We start from the raw sequence: 26,153 nt of genomic DNA on the forward strand, positions 1-26,153 counted from the left end.
CAGATCACACACGGCACCGCGCCCGCCGAGGGCAGCGGGGAGGCTTCTTGCCCCGCCGCGGGTGCCGTGGCAGAGACGGCAGAACAGGGTGACGACGCCGTGGAGCCCACCCGCCTCGCCGCTCGTGACCGCGGGCTGCTCTGGCACCCCTACGCACCGCTGGACGGACCCGCACCCCACGCGGTGCTGGCCGCGGAGGGCGTGACCCTGACCCTGGAGACTCCTGAGGGGGACCGGATCCGGGCAATCGATGGCATGGCCTCGTGGTGGTGCGCCGTGCACGGCTACCGCAACCCGGAACTGGACCGCGCCGCCGTGGACCAGATCACCGAGTTCTCCCACGTGATGTTCGGGGGGCTCACGCACCGCCCGGCCGTAGAACTCGCGGAGCTGCTGGTGGAGGTCACCCCGCCCGAGCTGCAGCACGTGTTCTTCGCAGACTCGGGCTCCGTGAGCGTGGAGGTCGCGCTGAAGCTCGCGGTGCAGTACCAGGCGGCGCGCGGCCGGCCGCAGCGCCGGCGCATCCTCACGGTGCGCGGCGGCTACCACGGGGACACCACCGGCGCCATGAGCGTGTGCGATCCCGAGGGCGGGATGCACGCGGAGTTCTCGGGTCTCGTGGCGGAACAGCTCTTCATGGCACCGCCGCCCGCGGCGTCGTCGTCGGGGGAGGATCACGAGTGGGTGGGGTCGGACGAGGACGTCGCGCGGTGGATCGCGGACGTGCGCGCCACGGCCCGGGCGCACCGGGACGAGCTCGCGGGCGTCATCGTGGAGCCCGTTCTGCAGGGAGCCGGCGGGATGCGCACGTACGACCCGCGCTGTCTGCGAGCCCTGCGGGAGGTCGCGGACGAGCTGGACCTCGTGCTCATCGCGGACGAGATCGCCACGGGGTTCGGACGCACCGGGCGGTGGTTCGCGTGCGAGTGGGCCGGGGTGGTCCCGGACGTGATGTGCGTGGGCAAGGCCCTGACCGGCGGATACATGACCCTCGCCGCTGTGCTGGTGTCCGGATTCGTGGGAACGGTCATCACGGCGTCACCGCAGCGTGCGCTCATGCACGGGCCCACGTTCATGGCCAACCCGCTCGCGTGCGCGGTGGCCCTGCAGTCCGTGCGGATGCTCCGGGACACGTGGCGCCGGGACATCACCCGACTGGAAGCCGCCTTCCGGGAGATCCTCCCCGCGGCCGCCGAACTCGACGCGGTAGAGGACGTGCGGGTGATCGGCGGGGTGGGTGTCGTGGAATTCCATCGGGCCCCGGACAGTGCACGGTTGACGCGCGCAGCCCTCGAGCACGGTGTGTGGGTGCGGCCCTTCGGTCGGTTGCTCTACGCGATGCCGCCCTACATCTGTTCGGACGACGACGCCCGCCGCATCGCCCACGCCGTGGTGCACGCGGCCCGGGACGTGACAAGGGAGGCCGGAGCATGAACGCGCACACGGAAGCGGCCGCGGCCGGAACCGCCGCGGGACCCCTTGACGATTGGCTTCACGACCGGGCGCGGGAACGCGACGAACTGGGACTGCGGCGTGAACTGCGGCCCATGCGAGGGCCGTGTGTGGACCTCGCGTCCAACGACTACCTGGGTCTGTCGCGGGACCCCCGCGTCGTGGCCGCGGCGCACCGCGCACTGGACGGGTACGGGGCCGGTTCACGGGCGTCGCGGCTCGTCACGGGCACATTGCCCGTGCACGAGGAGCTTGAGCGCGCCCTGTGCGAGCTCACGGGTCAGCCCGCGGCCCTGGTCTTCTCGAGCGGGTACGCGGCGAACACGGGTGTGCTCACGGCGTTGGGAGATGTGGACACCCTCATCGTCTCGGACGCCCACGTGCACGCCTCCCTCGTGGACGGTGCCCGGTTGTCCCGCTCGCCCGTGCGGATCGCGCGGCACTCGGACGTGGCCCACGTGGAGCAGCTGCTGGCGGAGCGGTCGCAGTCGCGGGCGATCGTCGTCGTCGAATCCTTGTACTCGGTGTGGGGGGATCACGCACCGCTCGAGGCGCTGGCGCGGGTGTGTTGCGCGCACGATGCGTTGTTACTCGTGGACGAGGCCCATGGGATCGGGGTCGCCGGCCGTGGTCGCGGGCTCGTGCACGAACTCGGTCTCGCGGGCGCGCCGCACGTGGTCCTGACCGTGACGCTGTCCAAGGCGCTCGGCGCGCAGGGCGGGGCGGTGCTCGGGTCCGAGCTGCTGCGCGACCACCTGCTCAACCGTGCGCGCCCGTTCGTGTACGACACCGCCCTCGCACCGGCGAGTGCCGCGGCCGCCGCGGAGTCCGCCCGGATCGTCCTCGGGCGGCCCGAGCTTGCGGACCGGTTGCACGAGCGCGCGGCCTTCGTGGCCCGCGCGCTGGACGTGCCTCTCGCGCGCGCTGCGGTGCAGTCGGTGCCCGTGGGATCGGTGGAACTCGCCGTGGACGCCGCCCGGACCCTGCGTGAGCGTGGGGTGGCGGTGGGATGCTTCCGCCCGCCGTCGGTGCCGGACGGCATCAGCAGGCTGCGTCTCACGGCGCGCGCGAACGTGGAATTACAAGAATTGTCGGGGGCGGTGGATCGGGTGCGGGAGGTTCTGCGCGCTCTGGAGCCGCCCACGCCAGGAATGGGCGCCGGCCTCGGCCGGATCGCGCCGTCGCGACTCGTTCCGGCCCCGGGTTCCGGTGCCGATGGAGGTACGCCATCCGTCCAGGAGGTCACCGCATGACTCGCAACCCACTCGCCCACACGCCCCTACCCCGCATCACCATCGTCACGGGGACGGACACGGACGTGGGCAAGACCTACACGACCGCGGCGCTCGCGGTGGCCGCGTGGTCCTCCGGAGTCCAACGGATCGCGGTCTACAAACCCCAACAGACCGGCGTGCGCGGCGACGATCCGGGGGACGTTGACGACGTCGCTCGGCTGGCTCATACAGCCGGCGTGCCGACCGCGTCGCTCACCGTGGCGGAGGGACAGCGGCTCACCGAGCCCATGGCCCCGCCTCCCGCGGCGGCGATCGACGGGGTGGATCTCCTGCCGATCACTGCGCACGTGAACCGGGCCCTGGAATTACACGAATCCCACGACCTCGTACTCGTGGAGGGCAGCGGGGGTGTGCTCGTGGAGCTGGACGGGCAGCGGCACACGATCGCGGATCTGGGGCGGGAGCTGCAGAGAAGGGCGGGGGAAGAGGTGGGGACGGTCGTGGTGACCCGCCCGGACCTGGGAACCCTGAACCACACCCTGCTGACTCTGGAGGCCCTGCACCACCGGGGCGTGCGGGCGTCGGGGGTCGTGCTGGGATCCTGGCCAGCCCACCCCGATCCGGTGCAGGAATCCAATCGGGACTACCTGGAGGACCTGCCGGATGTGCGCGGCCGCCACATCCCCCTACTGGGCGCGGTCCCCGCGGGGTGGAACGTCGGCGTGAGCTGAAGACGGCACATGGACGGGGCTCACGAGCCCTCCACCACCGCCCCGTACAGCCGCTTGAAACGGTCGTGGACACCCCGGTAGTACTCCTGCGCGGAATCGCGAGGCGTGTACGTCCCCGCGGGTTCCGGGGAGGAGCGCTCCACATCCGGGGCGAGTGACTCGAGCATGAGCAGGGCGTTGCCGCGGCACGTGGACCGCTTGATGGTCTGGTGGATCACGGGTGTGCCCAGGTAGTCGCCCAGGATCTGTAACCAGGACGGCAGCTCCTGTGTGACCCGGCCAGCCGCCACGATCCGCTCCACGTCCATGGCGGCCCGTTCCAGCTCGTCCGAGACCCTCCGGTAGGAACCGGCGATCCCCTCTAGCATCCCGCGGGCCATCGCGGAGGCATCCGTGGATGCTGACACATCCGCGAACACCGCCCGTGCGCTGCCCGCCCACCCGGTGGAGCGTTCGCCGGTCAGGAAGGGGAGCACCCCGGGGGTGTCCGGGGAGGGGTCCGCGGCGGCGATCTCGTCGAGCACGGCATCGTCGAGTGCGAGGGTGTCGAGGAGCCAGCTCACGGCGCGGCCCACGTCGTTGAGGGCGCCGCCCAGCAGGCACCGGGAGGAGTCGATGCGGTAGCACCACAGTCCCGGCGGGATGTCCTGGGGGCGGTGGTGCAGCAAGACCCGCATGGCGCCGGAGGTCGCAGCGGACGCGACGATCGTGTGCTCGTCCGAACCGCCCACCCCCAGGTTGGCGCACAGCCCGTCCGCCACGGGCGCGAACCACTGCGCGTCCGCGAGCCCCTGCCAACGCGCGGTGCGCTCGGGATCCACGTCCGGGAGCGGCTGGTGGGGATCCAGGATCGGGGAGAGCACGTCCGCGGTGATGCCGGCGGCCTTGAGCATCCGCCGGTCCCAGTTGCCCGAACGGCGGTTGAGCAGCCCCGTCCACGCGGCGGTCGCGGTACCGGCGGCAGTGGTACCGAGCAGGCGCAGCCACACGTACTCGCCGATGCTCAACCAGCGCGCGGCGGCCTCGAAGTCCTCGGGGCGCGTTTCCGCGAGCCACCGGAAACGCGGGGCCAGGTAGCTCGTGTGCAGTCGCGCGCCCACGGTCTGCTGGACCTGGCGTTCGTCGAGTTCCTCGCGCAGTTGTTTCAGCTGCGGCGCGCACCGTGAGTCGGCGTAGGTGAAGCACTCGGTCACGGGGTCACCGTTCGCGTCCACACCCACCAGGGAGGAGGCGAAGGAATCCAGGCCGACGCCGCGCACCCGCCCCGCGAGCTCCTTCCGGTCGCACACCACATCCAGGATCTCGCTGATCTCGTCAGCGACCTGGTCCGGGTCGATCACGGAGGTGCCGTCCGCCGCGGTGGTGAACGCGTGGGGGATCTTGTGGCGGTACCCGCGCACGGGGGTCCCGGTGGCGTCGTGCACGGAGCCGCGGGTGGCGGTGGAGCCGATGTCCAGGGTCATCACCAGGGGGTCCTGCGCCCGGTCCAGTTCCACGGCGAAGTCCACGCCGTCGTCCGTGCACGGTGTGTTCTTGTGCTTGCCCATCTGCGTCTTGCTCCCTCGCGGTTGTGCCGTCCTCCCAGTCTAGGGACGGGCCCGGTGTGCGCTCGGCGGACGACGGCGCCGGGGTCCGGGGCGCGCGGGACGGACGGCGGCGTCGTCGTCCTCTCGTTCCGAATGGTGAGACGGCTGTCTGCTATGTGAAAACTGTGTCGGGGTCACGCGTATCCTGGAGGGAACACTTTTTGCCGGGAGAACGGCGCATTTCGCGCCGTCCACGTCCCGGTCCAGCCTTCGGGAAGGGGTCACAGTGCCGCAGCTACGTTCAGCAACGTCCACCACCGGTCGGAACATGGCGGGTGCCCGCGCCCTCTGGCGCGCCACCGGCATGGGCAGCGAGGACTTCGGCAAGCCGATCATCGCGATCGCGAACTCCTTCACGCAATTCGTCCCCGGTCACGTGCACCTGAAGAACATGGGGGAGCTCGTGGCCTCCGCGGTGCGCGAGGCCGGAGGCGTGGCCAAGGAGTTCAACACCATCGCCGTGGACGACGGCATCGCCATGGGCCACGACGGCATGCTGTATTCCCTGCCCTCCCGGGACATCATCGCCGACTCCGTGGAGTACATGGTCAACGCGCACTGCGCGGACGCCCTGGTGTGCATCTCCAACTGTGACAAGATCACCCCCGGCATGCTCATGGCCGCGCTGCGCCTGAACATCCCCGTGGTCTTCGTCTCCGGCGGCCCCATGGAATCCGGCGAGGGCGTGGAGGGCGTGGTGGAGCACCGCGTGGACCTCGTGGACGCCATGGCCCTGGCCGTGGACGAGTCCGTCACGGACGCGCAGCTGGCCCAGATCGAGGAGAACGCGTGCCCCACGTGCGGTTCGTGCTCCGGGATGTTCACCGCCAACTCCATGAACTGCCTGACCGAGGCGCTGGGTCTGTCCCTGCCCGGCAACGGCACCACGCTGGCCACGCACGTGAACCGCAAGCGGTTGTTCCTGGAGGCCGGGCGGCGGATCGTGGAATCCGCCAAGCGCTACTACGAGCACGACGACGACTCCGTGCTGCCTCGCAACATCGCGACCAAGGCGGCGTTCCGCAACGCCATGGCCCTGGACGTCGCCATGGGTGGCTCCACCAACACAGTCCTGCACATCCTGGCCGCCGCGCAGGAAGCCGAGGTGGACTTCAATCTCTCGGACATCGACGCGCTGTCCCGGAAGGTCCCGTGCCTGGCCAAGGTGGCGCCGAACTCCACCAAGTATCACATCGAGCACGTCCACCGGGCGGGCGGCATCCCCGCGATCCTGGGTGAACTGCGGCGCGGCGGGCTGCTGAACGAGGACGTCCACACCGTGCACTCGCAGACCATGGGCGAGTGGCTGGACGAGTGGGACATCCGCTCGGGCAAGGCATCCGACGCCGCCAAGGAGTTCTTCCTGGCGGCACCGGGCGGCGTGCGCACCACCCAGGCGTTCTCGCAGGCCAACGAGTACGAGGACCACGACGTGGACGCCGCCGAGGGCTGCATCCGCTCCGTGGAGCACGCCTACACCAAGGAGGGTGGGCTCTGCGTGCTGTTCGGCAACATCGCCGAGGACGGCGCGGTGATCAAGACCGCCGGGATCGACCCCGACCTGTTCCACTTCACCGGCCGGGCCTTCGTGGTGGAGTCCCAGGACGAGGCCGTGCACGAGATCCTCTCCAAGAACGTGAAGGAGGGGGACATCGTCGTCATCGCCTACGAGGGACCCAAGGGCGGACCGGGCATGCAGGAGATGCTGTACCCCACGAGCTACCTCAAGGGCCTGGGGCTCGGGAAGAAGTGCGCGCTCATCACGGACGGCCGCTTCTCCGGGGGAACCTCCGGGATCTCGATCGGCCACATCTCCCCGGAGGCAGCGGCCGGCGGTGCCGTGGGTCTCATCGAGCACGGTGACGAGATCGAGATCGACGTGGAGAACCGCGTGCTGCGGGTCAACGTGGACGACGCCGAGCTCGCGCGCCGTCGCCAGGAGAAGGGTGACGCCCCCTGGAAGCCCACCAAGCCGCGTGAACGTCGCGTGTCCAAGGCGCTGCGGGCGTACGCTTCCATGGTGACCTCCGCGGACAAGGGCGCAGTGCGCGTCGTAGAGGACTGAGGACGGTCCGACCCGGGCGGTCAGGACGAAGGGAACGGATATGTCCCAGAACGGCCCGCGGTTGACCGAGGTCCAGGAGAAACACGTCCTGCGGCGGCGCTTCGAGGACGAGACGGCGGGGTTCCACAAGGGGCTGGGCGCTCGTCAGTTGCAGATGATCGCGATCGGCAGCGCGATCGGGACCGGGCTGTTCCTGGGCGCCGGTGGCCGGTTGGAGCAGGCCGGTCCGTCCCTGTTCCTGCTGTACGCGGTGTGCGGTTTCTTCGGCTACCTGATCCTGCGCTCACTGGGCGAACTCGTGGTGCACCGGCCGTCCTCCGGTTCGTTCGTCTCCTACGCCCGTGAGTTCTACGGCGAGAAGGCCGCGTACGTCTCCGGGTGGTTGTACTGGCTGAACTGGGCCATGACAGCGGTCGCGGACGCCACGGCCATCGCGATCTACATCAAGTGGTTCGGTCAATACAGCGCGTTCGTGGCGGGGATCCCGCAGTGGATCCTCGCGTTGATCGTGGTGGTCCTAGTGGTGTCGCTGAACCTGGTCTCGGTCAAGGTGTTCGGCGAACTGGAGTTCTGGTTCTCCCTGATCAAGGTCCTGGCCCTGGTGGTCTTCCTGGTCATCGGCACGTTCTTCGTGCTGTTCGGCACGCCCACCGGTTCCGAGGTGGGGTTCTCCCTGATCCGGGACAACGGGGGCCTCTTCCCGTCCGGCGTGCTGCCGGCGCTCATCGTGGTGCAGGGTGTGGTGTTCGCGTACGCCGGTATCGAGCTCGTGGGCACCACGTCCGGGGAGACCCGCAACGCGGAGAAGGTCATCCCCCGGGCCATCAACACGGTGATCCTGCGGATCGCGGTGTTCTACGTGGGCTCCGTCCTGCTGTTGTGCCTGCTGTTGCCCTACACCGCCTACAGCGCCACCGAGAGCCCGTTCGTCACGTTCTTCTCGTCCATTGGCGTGGACGCGGCGGGGCCCATCATGCAGCTCGTGGTGATCACCGCGGCGCTGTCCTCGCTCAACGCAGGCCTCTATTCAACGGGGCGCATCGTCCATTCCATGGCGCAGGCCGGTTCCGCCCCGAGGTTCACGGGCAAGCTGTCTGCGTCCGGCGTGCCCTACGGCGGCATCCTGTTGACCGCCGGGGTGGCCGTGCTCGGCGTGGGGCTGAACTTCGTGGTCCCGGAGCAGGCGTTCGAGATCGTGCTGAACCTCGCGGCACTGGGCACCATGGCGGGCTGGGCCGCGATCTCGCTGTCCCACCAGCGATACGTCTCCCTGGCGCGGAAGGGCTTCTACAACCGCCCGACCTACCGGGCGCCGCTGGCGCCGTTCACCAACTGGCTGACCATGTTCTTCCTCGCGGGGGTCCTTGTGCTGATGGCCGTGGACTACCCCGTGGGCACCTTCACCCTGGCGTCCTCCCTGGTGCTGATCCCGATCCTGGTGATCGGGTGGTTCATGGTGCGGGGCAGGGTGCGCGAGATCGCCGCCGAACGCGAGGGCTTCACGGGGGCGTTCCCGGTGCTCGCGGAGCGGCCCGCGGTGGGCGCGTTCCGCCCGGTGGGCCGGGAGAACTCCACGGGTTCCGGGTCCACCACGTCCACGGCGTCCCTGCATCGGGCCCCGGGGCCGGGTTCCACCGCCGGTGCCCCGACGCCGCCCCCGGGAGACCAGGGTCTGGGGCACCAGGGCCCGGACACGTCCCGCTGACACCCGCACGGGGCCCTGTTTCCGCTACTGTGACCTAGATCAGTGCAACAGCACACATCAGTCACCCGGTTCCCCGCTGTCCATCGCGCAGTGGCCGGAACCGTCTTGAGGCAGAATTCCGGGGAATCACATGGATGCGTTGACAGAACTCGTGGGAACGCTGGGCGGTTACATCTGGTACGTCGTCTTCGCGGTCCTGATCGGTGTGGGGTTGTACCTGACCATCCGTACCAAGGCCATTCAGCTGCGCGGGATCCCCGAGATGTTCAGGGTGCTCACCGATCCGCCCGGTGACGCCGAGAACGGCCGGAAGGGCATCTCCTCGTTCCGTGCGTTCACGGTCTCCGCGGCCGCTCGCGTGGGCACGGGCAACATCGCCGGTGTGGCCATCGCCATCAGCCTGGGTGGGCCCGGTGCGGTGTTCTGGATGTGGGTCATCGCCGCGATCGGCGCGGCCAGCGCGTTCGTGGAGTCCCTGCTGGGGCAGCTGTACAAGGTCAAGACCGGCGACGGCTACGTGGGCGGTCCCGCGTACTACATGGAGCGCGGGCTCAACAAGCGCTGGATGGGTCTGCTGTTCGCGGTCATCATCACCGTGACCTACGGTTTCGTGTTCAACTCCGTGCAGTCCAATTCCATCGTGGACGCCGTGAGCGGGTCCTTCGACGTGGACATCACCAACGGCCAGGGCATGTGGATGCGCGTGGTCCTGGGTCTCGCGCTCGTGGTCATCACCGCGGCCGTGATCTTCGGCGGCATCCGCTCCATCTCCTCCGTGACGCAGATCCTGGTCCCCGTCATGGCCGTGCTGTACCTGGTCCTGGGGCTGCTCGTGATGGTCCTGAACATCACCGCGGTCCCCGGCATGCTGCTCATGATCGTGGAGGGCGCGTTCGGCATCCGAGAGTTCGTCACGGGCAGCGTGCTCGGTGTGATCATCCAGGGTATGAAGCGCGGTCTGTTCTCCAACGAGGCCGGCATGGGTTCCGCGCCCAACGCCGGTGCGACCGCCTCCATCTCCCACCCGGCCAAGCAGGGTTTCGTGCAGTCCCTGGGGGTGTTCTTCGACACCATGCTCGTGTGCTCGATCACCGCGTTCATCGTGCTGCTCTCCAACCCCACGTTCGGCGACGAGCGCCAGGGTGCTTCCCTCACGCAGAGCGCCCTGGGCATGCAGCTGGGTGACTGGGCCGTGCACTTCCTGACCGTGGCGATCTTCCTGTTCGCGTGGTCCTCGGTGATCGGCAACTACTACTACGGCGAGTCCAACATCCGCTTCATGACCACGTCCCGTGCGGCCATGAACATCTACCGCTTCGCCGTGCTCGTGTGCGTGTTCCTGGGTGCCATGCTCGCGCTGGACCTCGTGTGGTCCCTCGCGGACCTGTTCATGGCCCTCATGGCCACGCTGAACCTCATCGCGCTGTGCATGCTCGCGGGTGTCGCCGCCAAGGTGCTGGCCAACTACATGGAACAGCGCAAGGCCGGGGTGGAGCCCGTGTTCAAGGCCGGGGACGTCCCCGGGATCACCGGTCTCTCCGCCTGGGACGGCACGGACACCGTCACGCTCCCCGTGTTCTGGGAACAGCGCGCCAACCAGAAGAACGGGGCGCGCCGCTGATCGACCCGTACGCGGCGTCGTCGTCCCCGGCTCTTTGCAGGGTCGACGACGCCGCTGTCGTTCCCGCGCGCAGGCCGTCGTCTGTGCGCGGCGCGCGCGGACGACGCCGCTCGCGGGGACCGCTCGACGGCTGCGCTCAGCCGCGCTCGGGCGAGGGGCTCGGGGAATCGCCCGAGCCGTCCGCGAGATCCTGCTGGACCTGGGTGCCGATCGCGCCGGTGAGGGCGTCGTCGTCCGCGGGGGAATCGTGGGCCGCGTCCCGGAGCTGGTGCTCGTTGAACTCGGAGAACTCCTTGTCCTGCGCGCGACGCTTGGTCAGCAGGGCGCGGATTCGGTTGCGGCGCCCGGCCTCGACGCTGATGTCCTCGCGGTGACGGAACCACCACCACAGCATGACGACCACCAGGACCATGCCCACGTACCCGATGATCGGGTAGACCACGCTCATCAGGGTGCCGAAGCCCACGAGGCTCACCACGTAACCCACCGCGCACAGGCCCAGGAAAATCGGGACGTAGCGGTGGCGGTGGTTCACGGTGACCCGGCGACCCAGGGCGTAGAACATGCTGATGGTCGTGTTGTAGATCATCACGAACGTCACCACAACCATCCCGAGTGCGGCCCAGGGGTGCATGGTCTGGAAGAGCTGGAGCATGGGCACCTCGGAGCCGCCCACGGCATCGAAGTTCACGAGTAGGGCGAAGGCGTTCATGGCCAGAAGAACGGTGTAGACCACGCCGCCCAGCAGCCCGCCCCAGCCGGCATCGCGCGGGTTGAGGGCGTTGCCGCCGATCACCAGGGACATGGACACGCCCAGCATCAGGGCCATGCACGTGTAGTTGATCGCGGACAGCCACCACGGGCTCACGGGGGAGCCCGCCTGCACCGCGAGCTCGTGCAGCGATCCGAGATCCACGGGGAGCTTGGTCAGGGTGTAACCGAACGCCACGATCACGGCCACGAAGATCGCCGGGGTGACCGCCGAGATGATGTTGGTGACCTTGTTGACGTTGAGCAGCCCCGTGACCATCACGAGCACCACCATGATGGCCGAACCGATCCACGCGGGCAGCCCGAACTGTTGTTCCAGTGTGGAACCCGCGCCGGCGAGCATCACGATGCCCATGGCCAGCAGGGTCAGACTCACCGCGATGTCCAGGAACCGGGACACCACGGGAGAGGACACGGACCGGAAGACCCGGCGGTGCTCGTCCGCCAGGAAGTAGCTGCCGATGTGGATGATCACGGCACCCGCGGCGATCATCAGGATCCCCGAGACCACCGCGCCGGCCAGCCCCCAGACACCGAACGAGATGAAGTACTGGATGACTTCTTGACCGGTGGCGAAACCGGCACCCACCAGCAGGCCCACGAAGGCCAGGGTGACTTGCAGGGTTTTCTTGGCGGACACGGGAGCAACTCCTCGGGGGTCGGACGGTTCTTATGTGGCTCGGATCACATTCCGGGCCTTCTCTACCGGTCAAGCATAGGGAGTGGGCTCCTCCGCGCCACGTGGCAGTGGCCTGCCCGTGACGTGATGATGCCGACACCTCCCGGTTCAAGGGTCGGTGGAATACGCGGAGGTGGAGCATTCGACGAAGGGCGCACCCTGTGACGCAGCAGTGGCAGGCAGATCTCGAGAGCTGGGTGGCCGGTTGGGACGCCGTCCGCGACGACGCCCCGCAGCAGGAGGTCCTGGTGTGCTCCGGGGAGGCGGGATCGTTCGACGCACCCATGGGTGACTACTCGCGCTTCGAGGTGGACGAATGGGGTCACCCGTGGTGCACTCCACCCTGAGCGACCCGCACTCGCAGCGCCGGTAACCCTCGCGATTTAACTGGGTAAAAGCAGGGTTTCGCGCCCAAATCTGCTTTTACTCCACGAGAAATACGATTACCGGGGCGGGCGTCAGCGGGGGTGGCCGGTCAGCGGCGTCGGCAGCCGCGCGCCGGCGCCGTCGCGCCCCGGTCTCAGGCCAGGACCTGGCGCTTCGAGGAGATCACTCCGGTGTTGAACCCGGCCAGGTGGAGACCGCCGTGGAAGCGCGCGTGCTCGATCTTCACGCACTGGTCCATCACCACGTCCAGCCCGGCGTCCTCCGCGATGGCCGCCGCTTCCTCGTTCCACGAGCCCAGCTGCAGCCACAGGGTCTTGGCGCCCACGGCCACGGCCTCCCGAGCCACGCCGGGCAGGTCCGCGTCCTTGCGGAACACGTCCACGAGGTCCGGGACCTCGGGCAGCTCCGCGAGCGACGGGTAGGCCTTCTGGCCCAGCACCTCGTCCAGCACGGGGTTCACGAAGTACACGCGGTACGGGCTCGACGACTGCAGGTACGTGGCCACGAAGTAGCTCGCACGGGACGGCTTGTTGGACATCCCCACGATCGCGATCGAGCGCGTGCCTCGGAGGATGCCGAGCCGTTCGGGGGCGCTGGGGCCCACCCAGGTGCGTTGCGTGCTCATGCCTGTTCTCCTTCGTCTCCGGGCAGCGCGCAGGCCGCCGCACTGTTGCCCTGGTCCAGGGTGGTGCGCGCCGCGCCCGTGAGCGCGGCGGAGGGGGCGACGACGCCGCCCTCCCGGTCCCTGCCGCTGGCTGCGCTCAGTGCCTGGTCCAGGTCCCACAGGATGTCCGCGGTGTCCTCGAGACCCACGGAGATCCGGATCAGGTCCTCTTTGACCCCGCCCGCGGCGAGCTGTTCGGAGCTCAACTGCTGGTGGGTCGTGGACGCGGGGTGCAGCACGAGGGTGCGGGCGTCCCCGATGTTGGCCAGGTGTGAGGCCAGTTGCAGGCTCCCGATGAATCGGGCGCCCACCTCACGGCCGCTCAACTCGTCCGTGCCAGCCACACCGAAGGCGAAGACGGATCCGATGCCGTGGGGCAGGTACTTCTGCGCGCGTTCGTGGTGGGGGTGGTCCTCGAGTCCCGCGTAATTGACGTAGGAGATGCGTGGATCCGTGGCGAGCCACTGCACGACCTCCTGCGCGTTGGCCACGTGGGCGTCCATGCGCTGGGGGAGGGTCTCCACACCCTGCAGCAGGTTCCACGCGGCCTGCGGGGTCAGGGACGCCCCGATGTCGCGCAGCTGCTCGGAACGGAGCTTGGTCAGGAATCCGTACTCACCGAAGTTCCCCCACCACGTCACGTTGTTGTACGAGGGAACCGGTTCGGTCATGGCCGGGAACTTCCCGTTGCCCCAGTCGAAGCGGCCGGATTCGACCACCACGCCGCCCAGAGTGTTACCGTGCCCGCCCAGGAACTTGGTGATCGAGTGGATCACGATGTCCGCGCCGTGCTCGAACGGGCGGCACAGGTACGGGGTGTTGAGGGTCGCGTCCACGATCAGCGGGACACCCGCCTCGCGGGCCACCGCGGCGAGCCCCTCCAGATCGGCGATCTCGCCGGACGGGTTGGCCACGAGTTCGGTGTACACGGCCTTGGTGTGCTCGGTGATCGCAGCCTTGTAGTCCGCCGGGTCGGTCCCGGGGACGAAGGTGGTTTCCACACCGAAGCGACGCAGGGTCACGTCCAGCTGGGTGACCGTTCCGCCGTAGAGCTGGGACGAGGCCACCACGTGGTCACCCTGGCCACACAGCGCGGCGAACGTGATGAACTCGGCGGCCATCCCGGAGGACGTGGCGACCGCCCCGATCCCGCCCTCGAGGGAGGCGATGCGCTCTTCCAGGGCCGCCACGGTGGGGTTGCCGATGCGCGAGTAAATGTTGCCGTACTTCTGCAGCGCGAACAGGTTGGCGGCGTCGTCGGCGTCCTTGAAGACGAACGAGCTGGTCTGGTAGATGGGCACGGAGCGGGCGCCGTGCTCGGCGTCCGGGGTGCCGCCGGCGTGCAGGGCGCGGGTGCGGAAACCGAACTGGTGCTCGGCCATGGATGTCCTCCTCGTCGGCCGGGTACGGCTCCCGTCCGACAGCTGCCCGGGGCCGCGCAGCACTCCATCGGTCCTGGCGGTAGCACCGTGCAGTTGGCCGAGCACTGCGGGTTGCTGCGGCGTCATGGATCCAGGTCTCTCGGCCGCTCGGGATGGTGCGTCTATTGTGTCGCGCGCGTGGGTGACGGACCAAACCGTGCGGATCGCAGCCACCCGAAAGCGGGTGCGATTGATTCAGAGGGCGCGCGCCACGGGTGCCCCGCCGCGAAGGTCACGCTACAGAACAGGTTCCAGCGTTCTCTGGCCCGCAGGATCTCGGATGCCACGGTGGTCGAGGACTCACGCTCGGCGGCCCGCACCACCGCGCGTCCCGCCGGGCCGTTGCGGCTGCCCCTTCCCCGGTGGCGCAAGGGCTGACCCGCCCGTCCGCGGTTCGGCCCCCGGTCGGTGGGGCCCGCGGTGAAAGCGGTGAACTTCCCGCCCGTGGGGTCGCCGACTGCTGGTGAGCTCGCTGGCTTCGGGGCGGAACTCAGCCGTACTTCTCGGGGTCCTTCCGGCGCAGGTTCTCCCGCGCCACCGCGGTGAGGTTCTCGAGTGGCAGCCCCGCCGGGCAGACCTCCGTGCAATCGCCCAGCAGGGAGCACGGGCCGAACTCGTGCTCGGCGGCGTCGAGCACCTTGCTCGAGCGCTCGTCGCGTTCCTCGGGCGTCTTGGCGAGCGGCGGCAGTTCCTTGAGCAGCGTGCCCACGTAGAGCTGGCCCGAGCCGTTGGGGCACGCGGCCACGCACGCGCCGCAACTGATGCACCCAGCGGTGTTCAATGCCTTCATCGCGACCGGGAACTTGGCCTCCTTGGCCACGCGCCGCAGGGCCTTCTTGTCCACGGACAGGTCCTTCTTGACCGGGAATGCTCCCGCGCGCAGGGGCTCGATGCAGATCTCGTCCCCGTCCCGGTAGGCTCTGAGCGACTGCGTGCACGAGGCCCGGTTCTTCTCCGGCCCGTGGGCCACGCCGTCCACGGTCACGCCGCACTTGCCGCAGATGCCCTCGCGACAGCCGTCGTCGAAGCTCACCGGCTCTGCACCCTGGCGCTCGAGCGTCTCGTTGACGGCATCGAGCAATTCGAGCACGCTCATCTCCTCGCGGGCCTGCACGGGGTGGGCGGTCTCGAAGCCACCGGGCTCGTCCTCGCCCGCCTGGCGCCACACGTGAACGGTCAACAGCATCAGCGCACCACCTTGGTCAGTACGGCCACGGGAATGCTCACGTTCCCCAGGGCGACGACGCCGCCCACGGCCTTAGCGATCGTGTCCACCTGTCGTACCCGTCGCGCGGTTCCGGTCACCCCGGTGTCCATCGCGGCGGTCCGCAAGCCGTGGATCATGTGTCCGGCGAGCGCGGCCATCGAGGCCGTGTAGAACACCGCCACGGACGGCCGGGACAGGCTCGCCACCAGGTTGCCGTACGCGTCACCGTGGGTGTGGCTTACGGAAGCAGCAGGCCGGGCGCCCGCCGTCAGGTCCAGCACGTGGTACACCGTGAACAGGCCGAGCACCGCGCCCGTGGAGCGCATCGAGCGAGCGATGATCCGGGGGACGGAGCGGCGTCGGCCTCGGGGACGCTGACGTGGCGCGTGGCGGTCGAAGTGGCTGGCCAGGAAGGCTCCGTCGAACGCCGCTTTCCGGTACCGTTGCGTCCCGCTCGGGGCAGGCGCGGTGGGGAAACCGTTCCGTATCTTCTGAGCGGCGGCGCCCACCCGCCACGTGATGGGTCGGAGCGCATCAGCGACCGTGCGGCCCTCGGCGCTCATGGCCCGCAGCGTGAGCTCGGTTCCGGCCAACACGTGGGTCGCAGCACTTCCGATCAACCCGATACGCACGACCCACAGCACGGAGTTGCGGGGCAGCACCGGCGCGCCCACCGTGCGAATGAACTCGGCGTATTCGTTGTAGTGGTCCCGGCCTAGGTAGACCTGCATGTTCCCGGCCATGTGCCCCACAGTGAACACGCTCAACACGGTGCCCGAGGCGGCCATGGCGAGCTTGAGGTCGGAGCTGTGGGTGTCCCCGAACATGCGCTGCCAGGCATCGCCGGCCACGGCAGCAATCCCGGCAGTGACGGACGCGTCCGCGGGGGCGGTGGCCGTGCGGGTAGTGCCGGTGACGGGTCGCTCGGTCGAGGGCTGCGCGGCGGAATTCATCACTGAGCCATCCTAGAAGTTCCTTCGGGGCATAACAGTTCGCGGGGTCACACGCGGTCATGCCCGCAGATCGGGAAGAAGCCTGGGGGGTGGTCATCCGCAGTTGGCGGCGTGGGTTCCCCGGTCGTCTCCTTCGTGCGGATGTTCACCTCCCGATAAGTGACTCACGTGTGCCGTGCGGGCGCGTCCGCGCCGGCCGGGACCGCCACAGATGGATCAGCAGCGCGGCACCCCAGACCAGGAACAGTGGATCCCACAACCATGCGTGACCGATCATGGCTAGTCGCTCGTATCCGGTGGCGGGGCGGATGAGCCCGATGAGCACGGCATTGCTGATCACCGTGTTGGTCCCGCCGTAGACCACCAGGACCACGGCACCCACCCAACTTATGGCCCGCCAGAACCGTCGCCAGGGCACCCTGTCGTAGGCTTCCGCCACTGGGATGACGGCCGCCATGAGCTTGAAAAGCGAAACCATGCCCAGCCCCAGCCCGGCGGCCAGGGGTGCCTCGTAGGACAGCCGTACCGTCCACTGCCCCACGGTGTCCAGCAACCAGTGCCCGCCCAAAGCCCAGTAGAGGCTGAATCCGGCATGCACGACTCCGGCCGCACACGCCAACCAGACCCAGCCGCGACCGCCGTGGGATCGGGGCAACAAGCTCATGTGGTCAAGCTAAGCACGCCCTGCCAAGACCTCCGCGATCGCGTTTAGCGCTTCCTCGTTCTGCAGCGAGGAACGGTCGCCCAGCTGCTCGCCCTCGTAGAGCTGGGTCAGCAGGCGGCGCGTGATCTTCCCCGAACGGGTCTTGGGCAGATCCGGAACCACGATGACCTCGCGCGGTTTGGCGATCGGGCCGATCTCCCGGGCCACGTGCGCGCGCAGCTCCTCGCGGACCTCGTCCGTGGACAGCGATTGCGCATCCGCCGTGAGCACCACGCACGCCAAAATGGCGTGGCCCGTTACCGCGTCGCGGATCGGGGTGGCCCCGGCCTCCACTACGTGGGGGTGGGTCACCAGGGCGGATTCGATCTCGATCGTCGACAACCGGTGCCCGCTCACGTTGATCACGTCGTCCACCCGCCCCAGGATGTAGAGGTCGCCCTCGTCATCGGTGCGTGCGCCGTCGCCGGCCCGGAACCAACCGCGCTCGCCGTAGGCCGCCCAGTAGGAGGACAGGTAGCGCTGCGGATCGCCCCATACCGTGCGGGCCATGGACGGGCCGATCTTGTCGATCACGGCATAGCCCTGCAGGTTGGGGCCCACTTCCTCACCGGCCTCGTCCAGTACCCGCACAGATACGCCGGGGACCGCACGCGTAGCGCAACCGGGCTTGAGGGGGGTGTGCGCTGCGGCCTCGTCGAACGTGCCGGGAGGGGCGAACTGCGGATCGTGCGGGCGCGGGGATGCGACGCAGGAGCCCGTCTCGGACTGCCACCACGTGTCCACGAAGGGCACCTCGTCGCGGCCGACCTGGGCGCGCAACCAGCGCCACGCCTCCGGGTTGATGGACTCGCCCACGGAGCCGAGCAACCGGATCGAGGAGAGGTTGTAGACCGGGGGCAGCCCCTTGGGGAACGCGCCCATGAGCGAGCGGATCAGGGTGGGTGCCGTGTAGTAGTTGGTCACGCCGTAGCGCTCGATGATCTCGAAGTGGCGGCCGTAATCCGGGGTGTTGGGCGTGCCCTCGTAGATCACCTGGGACACGCCGTTGACCAGCGGGCCGTAGATCTCGTAGGTGTGTGCAGTGACCCACGCGAGGTCCGCGGTGCACCAGTGCACGGTGGAGTCCACCTTGGTGGGGTCGTTCACGGCGGACAGCTCCTCCGGGCGCAGCACCCCGGACGCGTCGGGCACGTCCGGGAGCAGGTCGAACAGCAGGGCGTGGGTGTATGCCGTCTGCACCATGTATCCGCCCATCGTGTGGACCAGGCCCTTGGGCCTCCCCGTGGTGCCGGACGTGTAGATGATGAACAGGGGCGTCTCCGCGTCGAACGCCTCGGGCTCGTGGACGTCCGAGACGCCCGCGGTGAGCTCGTGCCACCACACGTCACGCCCGGGGGTCCACGGCACGAGTTCCTCGTCCTTGGAATGCAGGCCCCGGGTGCCGCGCGGCAGATCGGTGCGCCCGGGCCGGGACGTGCGGCGCACCACGATCACGTGCTCGATGCTGTTCTCGCCGCTGCAGGCCTCGTCCGCATTGGTCTTCACGGGGACGACGGCGCCGCGCCGGTTCTGCCCGTCCGTGGTCACCAGGACCTTGGCTCCGGTGTCCTCGACCCGGAACTTGAGGGCTTCTGCGGAGAACCCGCCGAACACGAGCGAGTGGATCGCCCCGATGCGCGCGCACGCGAGCGTGATGATCACGGTCTCCGGGATGACCGGGAGGTAGATGACCACGCGGTCGCCCTTCTCCACGCCCAGTTGGAGCAGGGCGTTGGCGGCCCTGGATACCTCACGCTGCAGGTCCGCGTAGGTATAGACCAGGCGGTCCCCGGGTTCACCCTCGAAGTACAGGGCCACGTGCTGACCACGCCCGGCTGCCACATGGCGGTCCACGCAGTTGTACGAGACGTTGAGTTTCCCGCCTTCGAACCACGCGATCTCGGGCACGGTGTAAGTGGGGTTGCCGTCGTGGTCCTCACCCGTGCGCTGCGGCTTCTCGAACCGGTGAGCCGTGTGCCACGGCTGCGCCCAGTCCAGCCGCCCGGCCTGCTCGACCCAGAACTGCACCCGGGCGTCGTCAGAGATCAACGCCGGGTTCGGTGTGGGGTGAGCGGGGTCTGAGTACGAGTGCGTACCGGTCACGAGTCCTCCTGTGATGTCGATCCGAACGGTCGGTGTCTGCAACGGCCGGGCCCCCGGTGGAACGACCGGGCCCCCGGTGGAACGACCGGGCCCCGGTGGAACGGCGGGCGCCGGCGGGAACCGGGCGGGTTGTCACCTGGTTCCGGCCACGCTCCAGCGCCGCTGCGTCCACCGCTCGAAGATGCCGAGCAGGGCGTCCGTGAGCTTGCCCAGCACGGCCAGCAACAGGATCGCGAGCAGCAACCGGTCCGTGCGGCCGTTGTTCTGCGAATCGGTGAGCAGGAACCCCAGGCCCATGGAGGAACCCAGCAGTTCCGCGGCCACCAGGAACAACCACGCCTGGGCCAGGGCCAGACGCAGCCCGGAGATCACGGAGGGCAGCACCGCGGGCAACTGCACGGTGGTGAAGAGTTTGACCCCGCGCAGCCCGAAGGACCGTGCGGCTTCGATCAGGTGCCGGTCCACGTGGCGCAGCGCGGCGGACACCGTGGTGTACACCGGGAAGAAGGCGCCGATCGCCACCAGGGTCACCTTGGAGTTCTCCCCGATCCCGATCCACAGCAACAGCAGCGGCACCCACGCCAGGGACGGCACGGCGCGCAGCGCGCCGATCGTGGGCGAGCCGATGGCCCGCGCCCACGGGGAGAGCCCCAGCAACGCGCCGAGCAACAGCCCGAGCCCACTGCCGATCAGGAAGCCCACGATCACGCGCTGCGTGGAGATCCCCACGTGCAACCACAGGTCACCGCTGCGCAGCAGCTCCCATCCCGCGGCGAGCACCGCAGACGGGCGCGGCAACTGCACGGGGGAGAAGGTCCCGTTCGTGGAGAGGGCGTGCCACACGAGCACCAGCAGCACGGGCAGGACGATCCCGATCAGCCCCAGGGCCCAAGGATTGCGCAGCGCGCTGGGACGCGTGCGGGAATCCGCCGCGGCAGGGGTGTCTGATGGGGCTGCGACGTCGCCGGGCGCCACCGCGCCCGCCCCGTGGCGTCCGTCGTCGTCGGACAGTGTGGCCACCGCAGTGACGCCAGCTGCTTCGGAGGACGTGCCGCCCGGTGCTTCGCGGGACGCGCCGTCCGAGGACCGCGGTGCGGCGGAGGAGGTGTCGTGAGTGCTCATGAGGACTGCTTCCCTTCGATCACCTGGGCCACGGCGGCCGCATCGGCGTGTTGTGCGTAGTGCTGCTCCACGATGTTCGCGAGCGCCTCGTCCACGTCCTGCTGCGAGGAGACGTCCCCGGATTCCACCAGGATGGGCCCGACCCGCTCGAGCACCGCGAGCTGTTCGGGGCCCGGAACGGGGTCGATGTCCAGGTGGGTGCGCTGCCAGACCCGCCGGGCGGTGTCGCGATCGATGCTCGCGCCTTCCGCGAGGATCGCGATCCCCTCCTCCGGGTGCTGCAGCGCCCACTGCCGCGCGTAGGCGTACGTGTTCACCACGTCCTGCGCACCCGTGGGGTTCAGCTGCAGGAACACCTCCCGCGCGTTGAGGAACCCGTACGTGTTGAACTCCAACTGCCGGTGGAACAGCACGTCCCCCGCCTTCTCCGCGGCGGCCATCACGGGGTCCAGTCCGGACCATGCGGCCACCTGACCGGTGTCCAGCGCGGTGCGCCCGTCCGCGTGCTGCAGGTTCACCACGGTGACGTCCTGGGCGCTCATGCCCGCCGCGCCGAGGGACTGTAGGAGGAAGAAGTACGGATCCGTGCCCTTCGTCGCGGCCACGGACGTGCCCGCGAGATCCGCCACGGTGCGCACGGGGGAGTCCGGGGTGCGCACGAGCGCGGACCACTCGGGCTGTGAGAACAGGTCGATCGTCCTGATCGGCGAGCGGTTGGCACGCGCGAGCAGTGCGGCGGAACCTGCCGTGGAGCCCACGTCCACGACCCCGGCGCGTAGCGACTCGTTGGCCTTGTTGGAACCGGCCGAGTACACCCACGTCACGGTCTGACCGTGGGCCTCGGCGACCTTCTCGAGCCAGCCCTTGGCCTTGATGATCAGGGACAGCGGGTTGTAGGTCGCGTAGTCCAGGTAGATCTCGTGCGCGGAACCGCCGGCCACACCGCGGCCCGGACCTTCGCCCTCCATGACGCATCCGCTCAGGGGCAGCGCTAGCGCGGACAGGCCGAGTGCCTGCAGGGCGCGGCGTCGGGACAACTGCGCCATGCGCTCAGCGCTCCACGCCGAGCAAGGCCAACAGGTGGGCGCGCAGCGCGGTGATCTCACTGTCCTCGCGGGAGCGCGGGCGGGCCAGCTCGGGGGAGATGATCTCGGCGATGGTCGCGGGGCCCGTGGCCGTTTCCCGCGCGAGCACCACCACGTGATCGGAGAGCACCAGGGCTTCCTCGACGTCGTGGGTGACCATGAGCACGGTCGTGGGATCGGCGCGGTGCACGTCCAGCAGCAGATCCTGCATCCTGATCCGGGTCAGGGCGTCCAGGGCCCCGAAGGGCTCGTCCAACAGCAGGACCCGCGGGTTCCGTGCCAGGGCCCGGGCGAGGGATGCGCGCTGTGCCATGCCCCCGGAGATCTCCGAGGGACGGTGATTCGCGTGGTGGGACAGGCCGACGAGCTCCAACAGCTGCGCCACCCGCCGCTTCCCTTCCCGGGCGGGAGTCCCGTGGGGCAGACCCAGTGCCACGTTGCGCGCCACGCTGCGCCACGGCAGCAACCGCGGTTCCTGGAAGCCGACGGCGCAGCGCGGGTCGATCTCGCGCACCACCGAGTCGTCAATCCGGACTTCGCCCTCGCTCGCCGTGCCGAGCCCGGCCACGGCGCGTAGCAGGGTGGACTTGCCGCACCCCGAGGGGCCCAGGACGGAGACGATCTCGCCCGGACGCACCGTGAAGGTCACGTCCCTCAGGACGTCGTGGACATGCGCTCCGTGGTGTGCGGGGAAGGACTTGCCGACCCGGTCGAAGGTGACCGCAGCGGCGTCGACGGCAGATTCCGGGCGCGTGAGGATATGGCTCAATTCATCAACTCCATCGTTCCTGGCATTAGCACCTTGCCCGCGTGGGGCTGGTTGCTGCGACGTCAACGAGCCAGGTCTCTCAGCCGCTCCGGATGGGAACCCCACCATTGAACGGGCCGGGAGCCCGCGGGTGCAAATCGTGTGACGCGCCGGGGCGCCGTCGTGACGTGCCGTAACCCGAGGTGTTTCCGAGGACCGGGGATCCCCGTTAGGATCGATGCCACAACGATCACGAGTGCCGACGTTTAGCCCTGGCTTGTCGGACGGCAACCCTCTCCCGTAGCGGGGTGCCCCAGGTGAGGATCGGGCCGCATGACACACCGCATGCGGCAAGTACGGCGCCACACAAGCGCGCTGGACCCGCAAGGTAGGCCGCCGTAGGTGGTGCACGGGGCGCGGGTCGTGTTCCTGCTGAGGGGCTGACCGAGATGAGCAAACGGATTTCCGTCAACGCGTTCGACATGACCTGCGTGGATCACCAGAGCTTCGGGTTGTGGCGCCACCCGCGGTCCCGGGCCACCGAGTACAACACCATCGAGTACTGGACGGAGCTGGCCAAGCTGCTGGAGCGGGGCAAGTTCGACGCCCTGTTCCTTGCGGACGTGGTGGGCATCTACGACATCTACAAGAACTCCGCGGCTCCGGCCGTGCGTGACGGGGCCCAGGTCCCGGTCAACGACCCGTTCATGCAGGTCTCGGCCATGGCCGCCGTGACCGAGCACCTGGGCTTCGGCGTGACGAGCGCGGTGACCTACGAGCAGCCCTACACCCTGGCCCGCAAGTACGCCACACTGGATCACCTCACCAAGGGCCGCGTGGGATTCAACGTGGTGACCTCCTACCTTCCGTCCGCTGCGGAGAACCAGGGCCTGCCGCGCCAGATTGAGCACGATACGCGCTACGAGATCGCGGAGGAGTTCTTGGACGTGTGCTACAAGCTTTGGGAGGGCTCGTGGGAGGAGGACGCTGTGGTTCAGAACCGTGAGACGGGTGTCTACGCGGATCCCACCAAGGTCCATCCCATCCGGCATAGCGGGGAGCACTTCACGGTTCCCGGAGCGGGGCTCACGGCACCGTCCCCGCAGCGCACACCGCTGATCTTCCAGGCCGGCGCGTCCTCGCGCGGGCAGGCGTTCGCGGGTAAGCACGCGGAAGCCGTGTTCATCGGCGGGTTGCGCCCGGACCTCACGCGTTTCGTGACTGACAAGATCCGCGACCGGGCTCAGGCCGAGGGCCGCAGCCGTGACGACGTCAAGATCTACGCGATGCTCTCCGTGGTCGTCGCGGACACGGACGAGCAGGCCCAGGAGAAGTACCGCGATTACCTGCAATACGTGGACCTGGAGGCCTCCCAGGCGATCATCGGTGGGTGGTCCGGCGTGGACCTGTCCCAGTTCGACGAGGACGAGGCCCTGAACTACATCAAGACCGACTCCATCCAGTCCTTCCTGACCCCGTTCACGCTGCAGTCCAAGGACAAGCAGTGGACGCGCGAGGAGATCGCCAAGCACTGCGCCTTGGGCGGGATGGGTGCCGTGCTCGTGGGTTCCGCGCAGACCGTCGCGGATCAGCTCGAGACCTGGGTGGACGAGGGCGGCCTGGACGGCATCAACCTGGCCTACCACGTGAGCCCCGGTTCCTTCGAGGACTTCGTGGAGTACGTGGTCCCCGAGTTGCAGAAGCGCGGGCGCTACCGCACCGAGTACGAGGGCACCACCCTGCGCGAGTCCCTCTACGGCGAGGGCCAGCCGCGGGTCAAGGACACCCACCCCGCCGCGAAGTACCGCGGCGCGTTCGTGGGCGAGCCCTCCGTCGCGGACACGCCGTCCCGCGAGCTGGTGGGCTGACACCTCCCTCCGACGACGACGCCGCTCGCGCCCGGTCCCGCAGGCCCGGCAGGGCGGCGTCGTCGACCCCGGTCACCGTGACCGCCCCATCCCTGGCGATGCGGAAGAGAGCGACCTCGTCATGACCTTGTGTCAGCTGACGACGACCAGGATTCCCCACTGGGTTCTGCCCTGCGGCGGAGCACCTTGCGGTGGAGGCGTTCGCGGATGACGTCACCGGATCCGCAGTGCCCGGATCCGTGACGGTCGTAGGGTGGAGGAAATGCCCGTGACCCGGAGGGAACCGTGGACGAGGACCTGCTCGGAGTGATCATGCTGTCGTTCAGCACGGTCCTGGTGTGCGTCGTGACCGTGGTGACCGTCAGGGCAGCGGCCGTCGGCTCGCTCGATCGCAACGGGGCCGTGGGCCTCCGGACCCGGCACACGCGCGCGTCCGACGCCGCGTGGTCCGCGGGTCACGCCGCGGCCCTTCCGAGGGTGCGGTGGTCCGTTCCCGTGGCCGTGTGTGCCGTGGTGGCGGCGATCGTGTTGCTCGTTCTGGGGCGGCCCGAATGGGGCATCGTCGCCGGGCTGGCGGGTGTACTGCTGCAGGTCGCGGTGCTGGTGTCCGCCGTGGGGCCTGCCAACCGCGCCGCTCGGCGGGCCGCGCAAAAGTCGGCTCCGGAACCCCGCGCCTGAGACCGGAACCCCGCGCCTGAGACCGGGGCGCATCAGCGGCGTCGTCGTCCCCCGATGCGACGGGCACGGACCCGTGGACAACTCGGCGTAGCGGCCTAGAGTAGTGACACAGCTCACCTGATAAGGCGACTTACACACACGCAACGAAGGAGTGGCCATGAAGGTTTTCGCGCACACGGAGCCGGGCGGAGCAGCCCAGGAACTCGAGGTGGAACGGCCCGAACTGGAAGGCTCCGCGGTCATGATCCGCGTGACCAACTCGGGGGTCTGCCACTCGGACGTGCACTGCCAGGACGGGTACTTCGACCTCGGCAGCGCCGGACGCTACGAACTGACCGCGGCGGGCGCGCAGTACCCCGTGGTGCTCGGGCACGAGATCGTGGGGGAGGTCGTGGCCGCGGGACCGGACGCCACGGTGACGCCCGGGGACACCAAGTACATCGTGTTCCCGTGGATCGGTTGCGGCGAGTGCCAGGCCTGTTCGGAGGACCGCGAGAACTACTGCAGCGGGAAGAAGCGCAACCTCTCGGTGCAGCGCCGCGGCGGCTACGCAGAGGAGGTCCACGTGCCGGACGAGCGCTACCTGGTGCCGCTGGGCGACATCGACCCGTCCTTCGGCGCCACGCTCGCCTGCTCCGGCCTGACCTCCTACTCAGCGGTCAAGAAGATCATGCCACTGCCCGCGGATAAGCCCGTGGCCGTGATCGGCGCGGGCGGTGTAGGGCTGATGACCATTGCGGTGCTCAAGGCCCTGGGTCACGAGAACATCGTGGCCGTGGACATGAGCGAGGCCGCGTTGAAGAACGCCCAGGCGGTGGGCGCGTCCGCCACGGTGGCCGTGGGCGGCGAGGACCTCGTGGGCGACATCGTCCGGGCCGGCGGGGAGAAGATTGCCGCGGCCATCGACCTCGTCAACAACGGGGACACCTCCAACGCCGCGCTCTTCGCCATGGCCAACGGCGGGACCCTGGTCAGCGTGGGCCTGTTCGGGGGCCAGTACCAGTTCCCCACCGCGCTCACCGCGTTCAACCTGCTGAACATCCGCGGCAATTTCGTGGGCAGTCTTCCCGAACTCAAGGAGCTCGTGGCGCTCGCCCAGGACACGGATCTGCCCAAGCCGCCCATCACGGAGCTCCCGCTCACCGCACAGGAGGTCAACTCCGCGCTGGACGGCCTGCGCAACCGCACGTTCAACGGCCGCGCGGTGCTCGTAGCGGGCTGATCCGCACCGGGCCCCGTGCCCACCGTGCACGACGACGCCGTCGCCACCCCGATCTCTGCGGGCGGCGACGGCGTTCGCGCACCCGGGCGAGGAACGGACACTCGCGCCCGCCCCGGGTGGGCGGCACCGAGGGGACGGACGACGCCG

21 protein-coding genes and 3 riboswitches are annotated in these 26,153 nt (G+C 69.1%); of the genes, 10 read left to right on the forward strand and 11 right to left on the reverse strand.

The genetic code is table 11. The features are described 5' to 3' along the window. Positions 1–66 precede the first annotated feature (66 nt). The 3 genes from bioA to bioD are packed head-to-tail and all read left to right on the forward strand — an operon-like array spanning position 67 to position 3,418. Positions 67–1,434: an adenosylmethionine--8-amino-7-oxononanoate transaminase gene (gene bioA / locus RF637_RS10275; protein ID WP_368844773.1), complete on the forward strand. Its 1,368-nt coding sequence runs from the start codon at positions 67–69 to the stop codon at positions 1,432–1,434. Continuing rightward, a complete protein-coding gene (locus RF637_RS10280; RefSeq protein ID WP_368844774.1) occupies positions 1,431–2,705 on the forward strand; it encodes an 8-amino-7-oxononanoate synthase in 1,275 nt (424 codons plus the stop codon). Before bioA ends, RF637_RS10280 begins: the two co-directional genes overlap by 4 nt. Further along, positions 2,702–3,418, forward strand: a complete 717-nt coding sequence (gene bioD, locus RF637_RS10285; RefSeq protein WP_368844775.1) for a dethiobiotin synthase — start codon at positions 2,702–2,704, stop codon at positions 3,416–3,418. The genes RF637_RS10280 and bioD overlap by 4 nt, the downstream gene beginning before the upstream one ends. Before the next feature lie 20 nt (positions 3,419–3,438). Here bioD and RF637_RS10290 read toward each other — a convergent pair whose 3' ends face one another. Continuing rightward, on the reverse strand, positions 3,439–4,965 hold the full coding sequence (locus RF637_RS10290; protein ID WP_368844776.1) for a gluconokinase: 1,527 nt from the start codon (positions 4,963–4,965) through the stop codon (positions 3,439–3,441). A 265-nt stretch (positions 4,966–5,230) separates the two neighbouring features. Between RF637_RS10290 and ilvD the strand changes: the two genes are divergently transcribed. The 3 genes from ilvD to RF637_RS10305 all read left to right on the forward strand — a co-directional run bounded on the left by ilvD (position 5,231) and on the right by RF637_RS10305 (position 10,395). Continuing rightward, complete coding sequence (gene ilvD / locus RF637_RS10295; RefSeq protein ID WP_167318001.1) at positions 5,231–7,069, forward strand: dihydroxy-acid dehydratase; 1,839 nt, start codon at positions 5,231–5,233, stop codon at positions 7,067–7,069. A gap of 40 nt (positions 7,070–7,109) precedes the next feature. Continuing rightward, positions 7,110–8,774, forward strand: coding sequence for an amino acid permease (locus RF637_RS10300; protein ID WP_368844777.1), 1,665 nt, complete (start codon positions 7,110–7,112; stop codon positions 8,772–8,774). A gap of 130 nt (positions 8,775–8,904) precedes the next feature. Continuing rightward, positions 8,905–10,395 carry an alanine/glycine:cation symporter family protein gene (locus RF637_RS10305; RefSeq protein WP_368844778.1) on the forward strand — a complete coding sequence of 497 codons (1,491 nt, stop codon included), beginning with the start codon at positions 8,905–8,907 and terminating at the stop codon, positions 10,393–10,395. Between the two features lie 136 nt (positions 10,396–10,531). Here the strand turns inward: RF637_RS10305 and RF637_RS10310 are convergent, their stop codons facing one another. Next, the gene (locus RF637_RS10310) at positions 10,532–11,806 is read right to left on the reverse strand and encodes a hypothetical protein (RefSeq protein ID WP_368844779.1); all 1,275 of its coding nucleotides are present in this window, start codon (positions 11,804–11,806) and stop codon (positions 10,532–10,534) included. A 200-nt stretch (positions 11,807–12,006) separates the two neighbouring features. On the opposite strand from RF637_RS10310, the gene RF637_RS10315 reads away from it, so the two are divergent. Further along, the gene (locus tag RF637_RS10315) at positions 12,007–12,192 is read left to right on the forward strand and encodes a hypothetical protein (RefSeq protein WP_368844780.1); all 186 of its coding nucleotides are present in this window, start codon (positions 12,007–12,009) and stop codon (positions 12,190–12,192) included. 173 nt (positions 12,193–12,365) lie between these two features. Here the strand turns inward: RF637_RS10315 and RF637_RS10320 are convergent, their stop codons facing one another. From RF637_RS10320 to RF637_RS10360, 9 genes are all read right to left on the reverse strand, one after another. Next, the gene (locus RF637_RS10320; protein WP_167318004.1) at positions 12,366–12,857 is read right to left on the reverse strand and encodes a CoA-binding protein; all 492 of its coding nucleotides are present in this window, start codon (positions 12,855–12,857) and stop codon (positions 12,366–12,368) included. After that, the gene (locus RF637_RS10325) at positions 12,854–14,278 is read right to left on the reverse strand and encodes an O-acetylhomoserine aminocarboxypropyltransferase/cysteine synthase family protein (RefSeq protein WP_167318005.1); all 1,425 of its coding nucleotides are present in this window, start codon (positions 14,276–14,278) and stop codon (positions 12,854–12,856) included. The genes RF637_RS10320 and RF637_RS10325 overlap by 4 nt, the downstream gene beginning before the upstream one ends. Positions 14,279–14,339: 61 nt before the next feature. After that, positions 14,340–14,437, reverse strand: a riboswitch (SAM riboswitch). Between the two features lie 370 nt (positions 14,438–14,807). Then, positions 14,808–15,503 carry a succinate dehydrogenase/fumarate reductase iron-sulfur subunit gene (locus RF637_RS10330; protein ID WP_368844781.1) on the reverse strand — a complete coding sequence of 232 codons (696 nt, stop codon included), beginning with the start codon at positions 15,501–15,503 and terminating at the stop codon, positions 14,808–14,810. Then, positions 15,503–16,477 (reverse strand): succinate dehydrogenase cytochrome b subunit, encoded by a 975-nt coding sequence (locus RF637_RS10335; RefSeq protein WP_064846525.1) that lies wholly within the window; start codon positions 16,475–16,477, stop codon positions 15,503–15,505. Before RF637_RS10335 ends, RF637_RS10330 begins: the two co-directional genes overlap by 1 nt. A 145-nt stretch (positions 16,478–16,622) precedes the next feature. Beyond that, complete coding sequence (locus RF637_RS10340; RefSeq protein ID WP_064846526.1) at positions 16,623–17,141, reverse strand: DUF3995 domain-containing protein; 519 nt, start codon at positions 17,139–17,141, stop codon at positions 16,623–16,625. 9 nt (positions 17,142–17,150) lie between these two features. Next, on the reverse strand, positions 17,151–19,283 hold the full coding sequence (locus RF637_RS10345; RefSeq protein ID WP_368844782.1) for an AMP-binding protein: 2,133 nt from the start codon (positions 19,281–19,283) through the stop codon (positions 17,151–17,153). A 132-nt stretch (positions 19,284–19,415) separates the two neighbouring features. Beyond that, complete coding sequence (locus tag RF637_RS10350; RefSeq protein ID WP_368844783.1) at positions 19,416–20,405, reverse strand: ABC transporter permease; 990 nt, start codon at positions 20,403–20,405, stop codon at positions 19,416–19,418. After that, positions 20,402–21,451, reverse strand: a complete 1,050-nt coding sequence (locus RF637_RS10355; RefSeq protein ID WP_064846527.1) for an aliphatic sulfonate ABC transporter substrate-binding protein — start codon at positions 21,449–21,451, stop codon at positions 20,402–20,404. Before RF637_RS10355 ends, RF637_RS10350 begins: the two co-directional genes overlap by 4 nt. A 4-nt stretch (positions 21,452–21,455) precedes the next feature. Further along, positions 21,456–22,259, reverse strand: coding sequence for an ABC transporter ATP-binding protein (locus RF637_RS10360; protein ID WP_368844784.1), 804 nt, complete (start codon positions 22,257–22,259; stop codon positions 21,456–21,458). Positions 22,260–22,266: 7 nt separating this feature from the next. After that, positions 22,267–22,358: riboswitch (SAM riboswitch) on the reverse strand. 128 nt (positions 22,359–22,486) lie between these two features. Further along, a riboswitch (SAM riboswitch) is annotated at positions 22,487–22,601 on the forward strand. A 77-nt stretch (positions 22,602–22,678) separates the two neighbouring features. Here RF637_RS10360 and RF637_RS10365 point away from each other — a divergent pair. From RF637_RS10365 to RF637_RS10375, 3 genes are all read left to right on the forward strand, one after another. Further along, entirely contained in the window at positions 22,679–24,106 is a 1,428-nt protein-coding gene (locus RF637_RS10365; protein ID WP_144997104.1) for an LLM class flavin-dependent oxidoreductase, read from the forward strand. 285 nt (positions 24,107–24,391) lie between these two features. After that, complete coding sequence (locus RF637_RS10370; protein ID WP_222119037.1) at positions 24,392–24,784, forward strand: SdpI family protein; 393 nt, start codon at positions 24,392–24,394, stop codon at positions 24,782–24,784. A 157-nt stretch (positions 24,785–24,941) separates the two neighbouring features. Then, the gene (locus RF637_RS10375) at positions 24,942–26,006 is read left to right on the forward strand and encodes an alcohol dehydrogenase (RefSeq protein ID WP_131332228.1); all 1,065 of its coding nucleotides are present in this window, start codon (positions 24,942–24,944) and stop codon (positions 26,004–26,006) included. The last annotated feature ends 147 nt before the right edge of the window (positions 26,007–26,153 follow it).

Origin of the sequence: Kocuria sp. CPCC 204721, assembly GCF_040980945.1 — a bacterium.
Taxonomy (GTDB): domain Bacteria; phylum Actinomycetota; class Actinomycetes; order Actinomycetales; family Micrococcaceae; genus Kocuria; species Kocuria marina.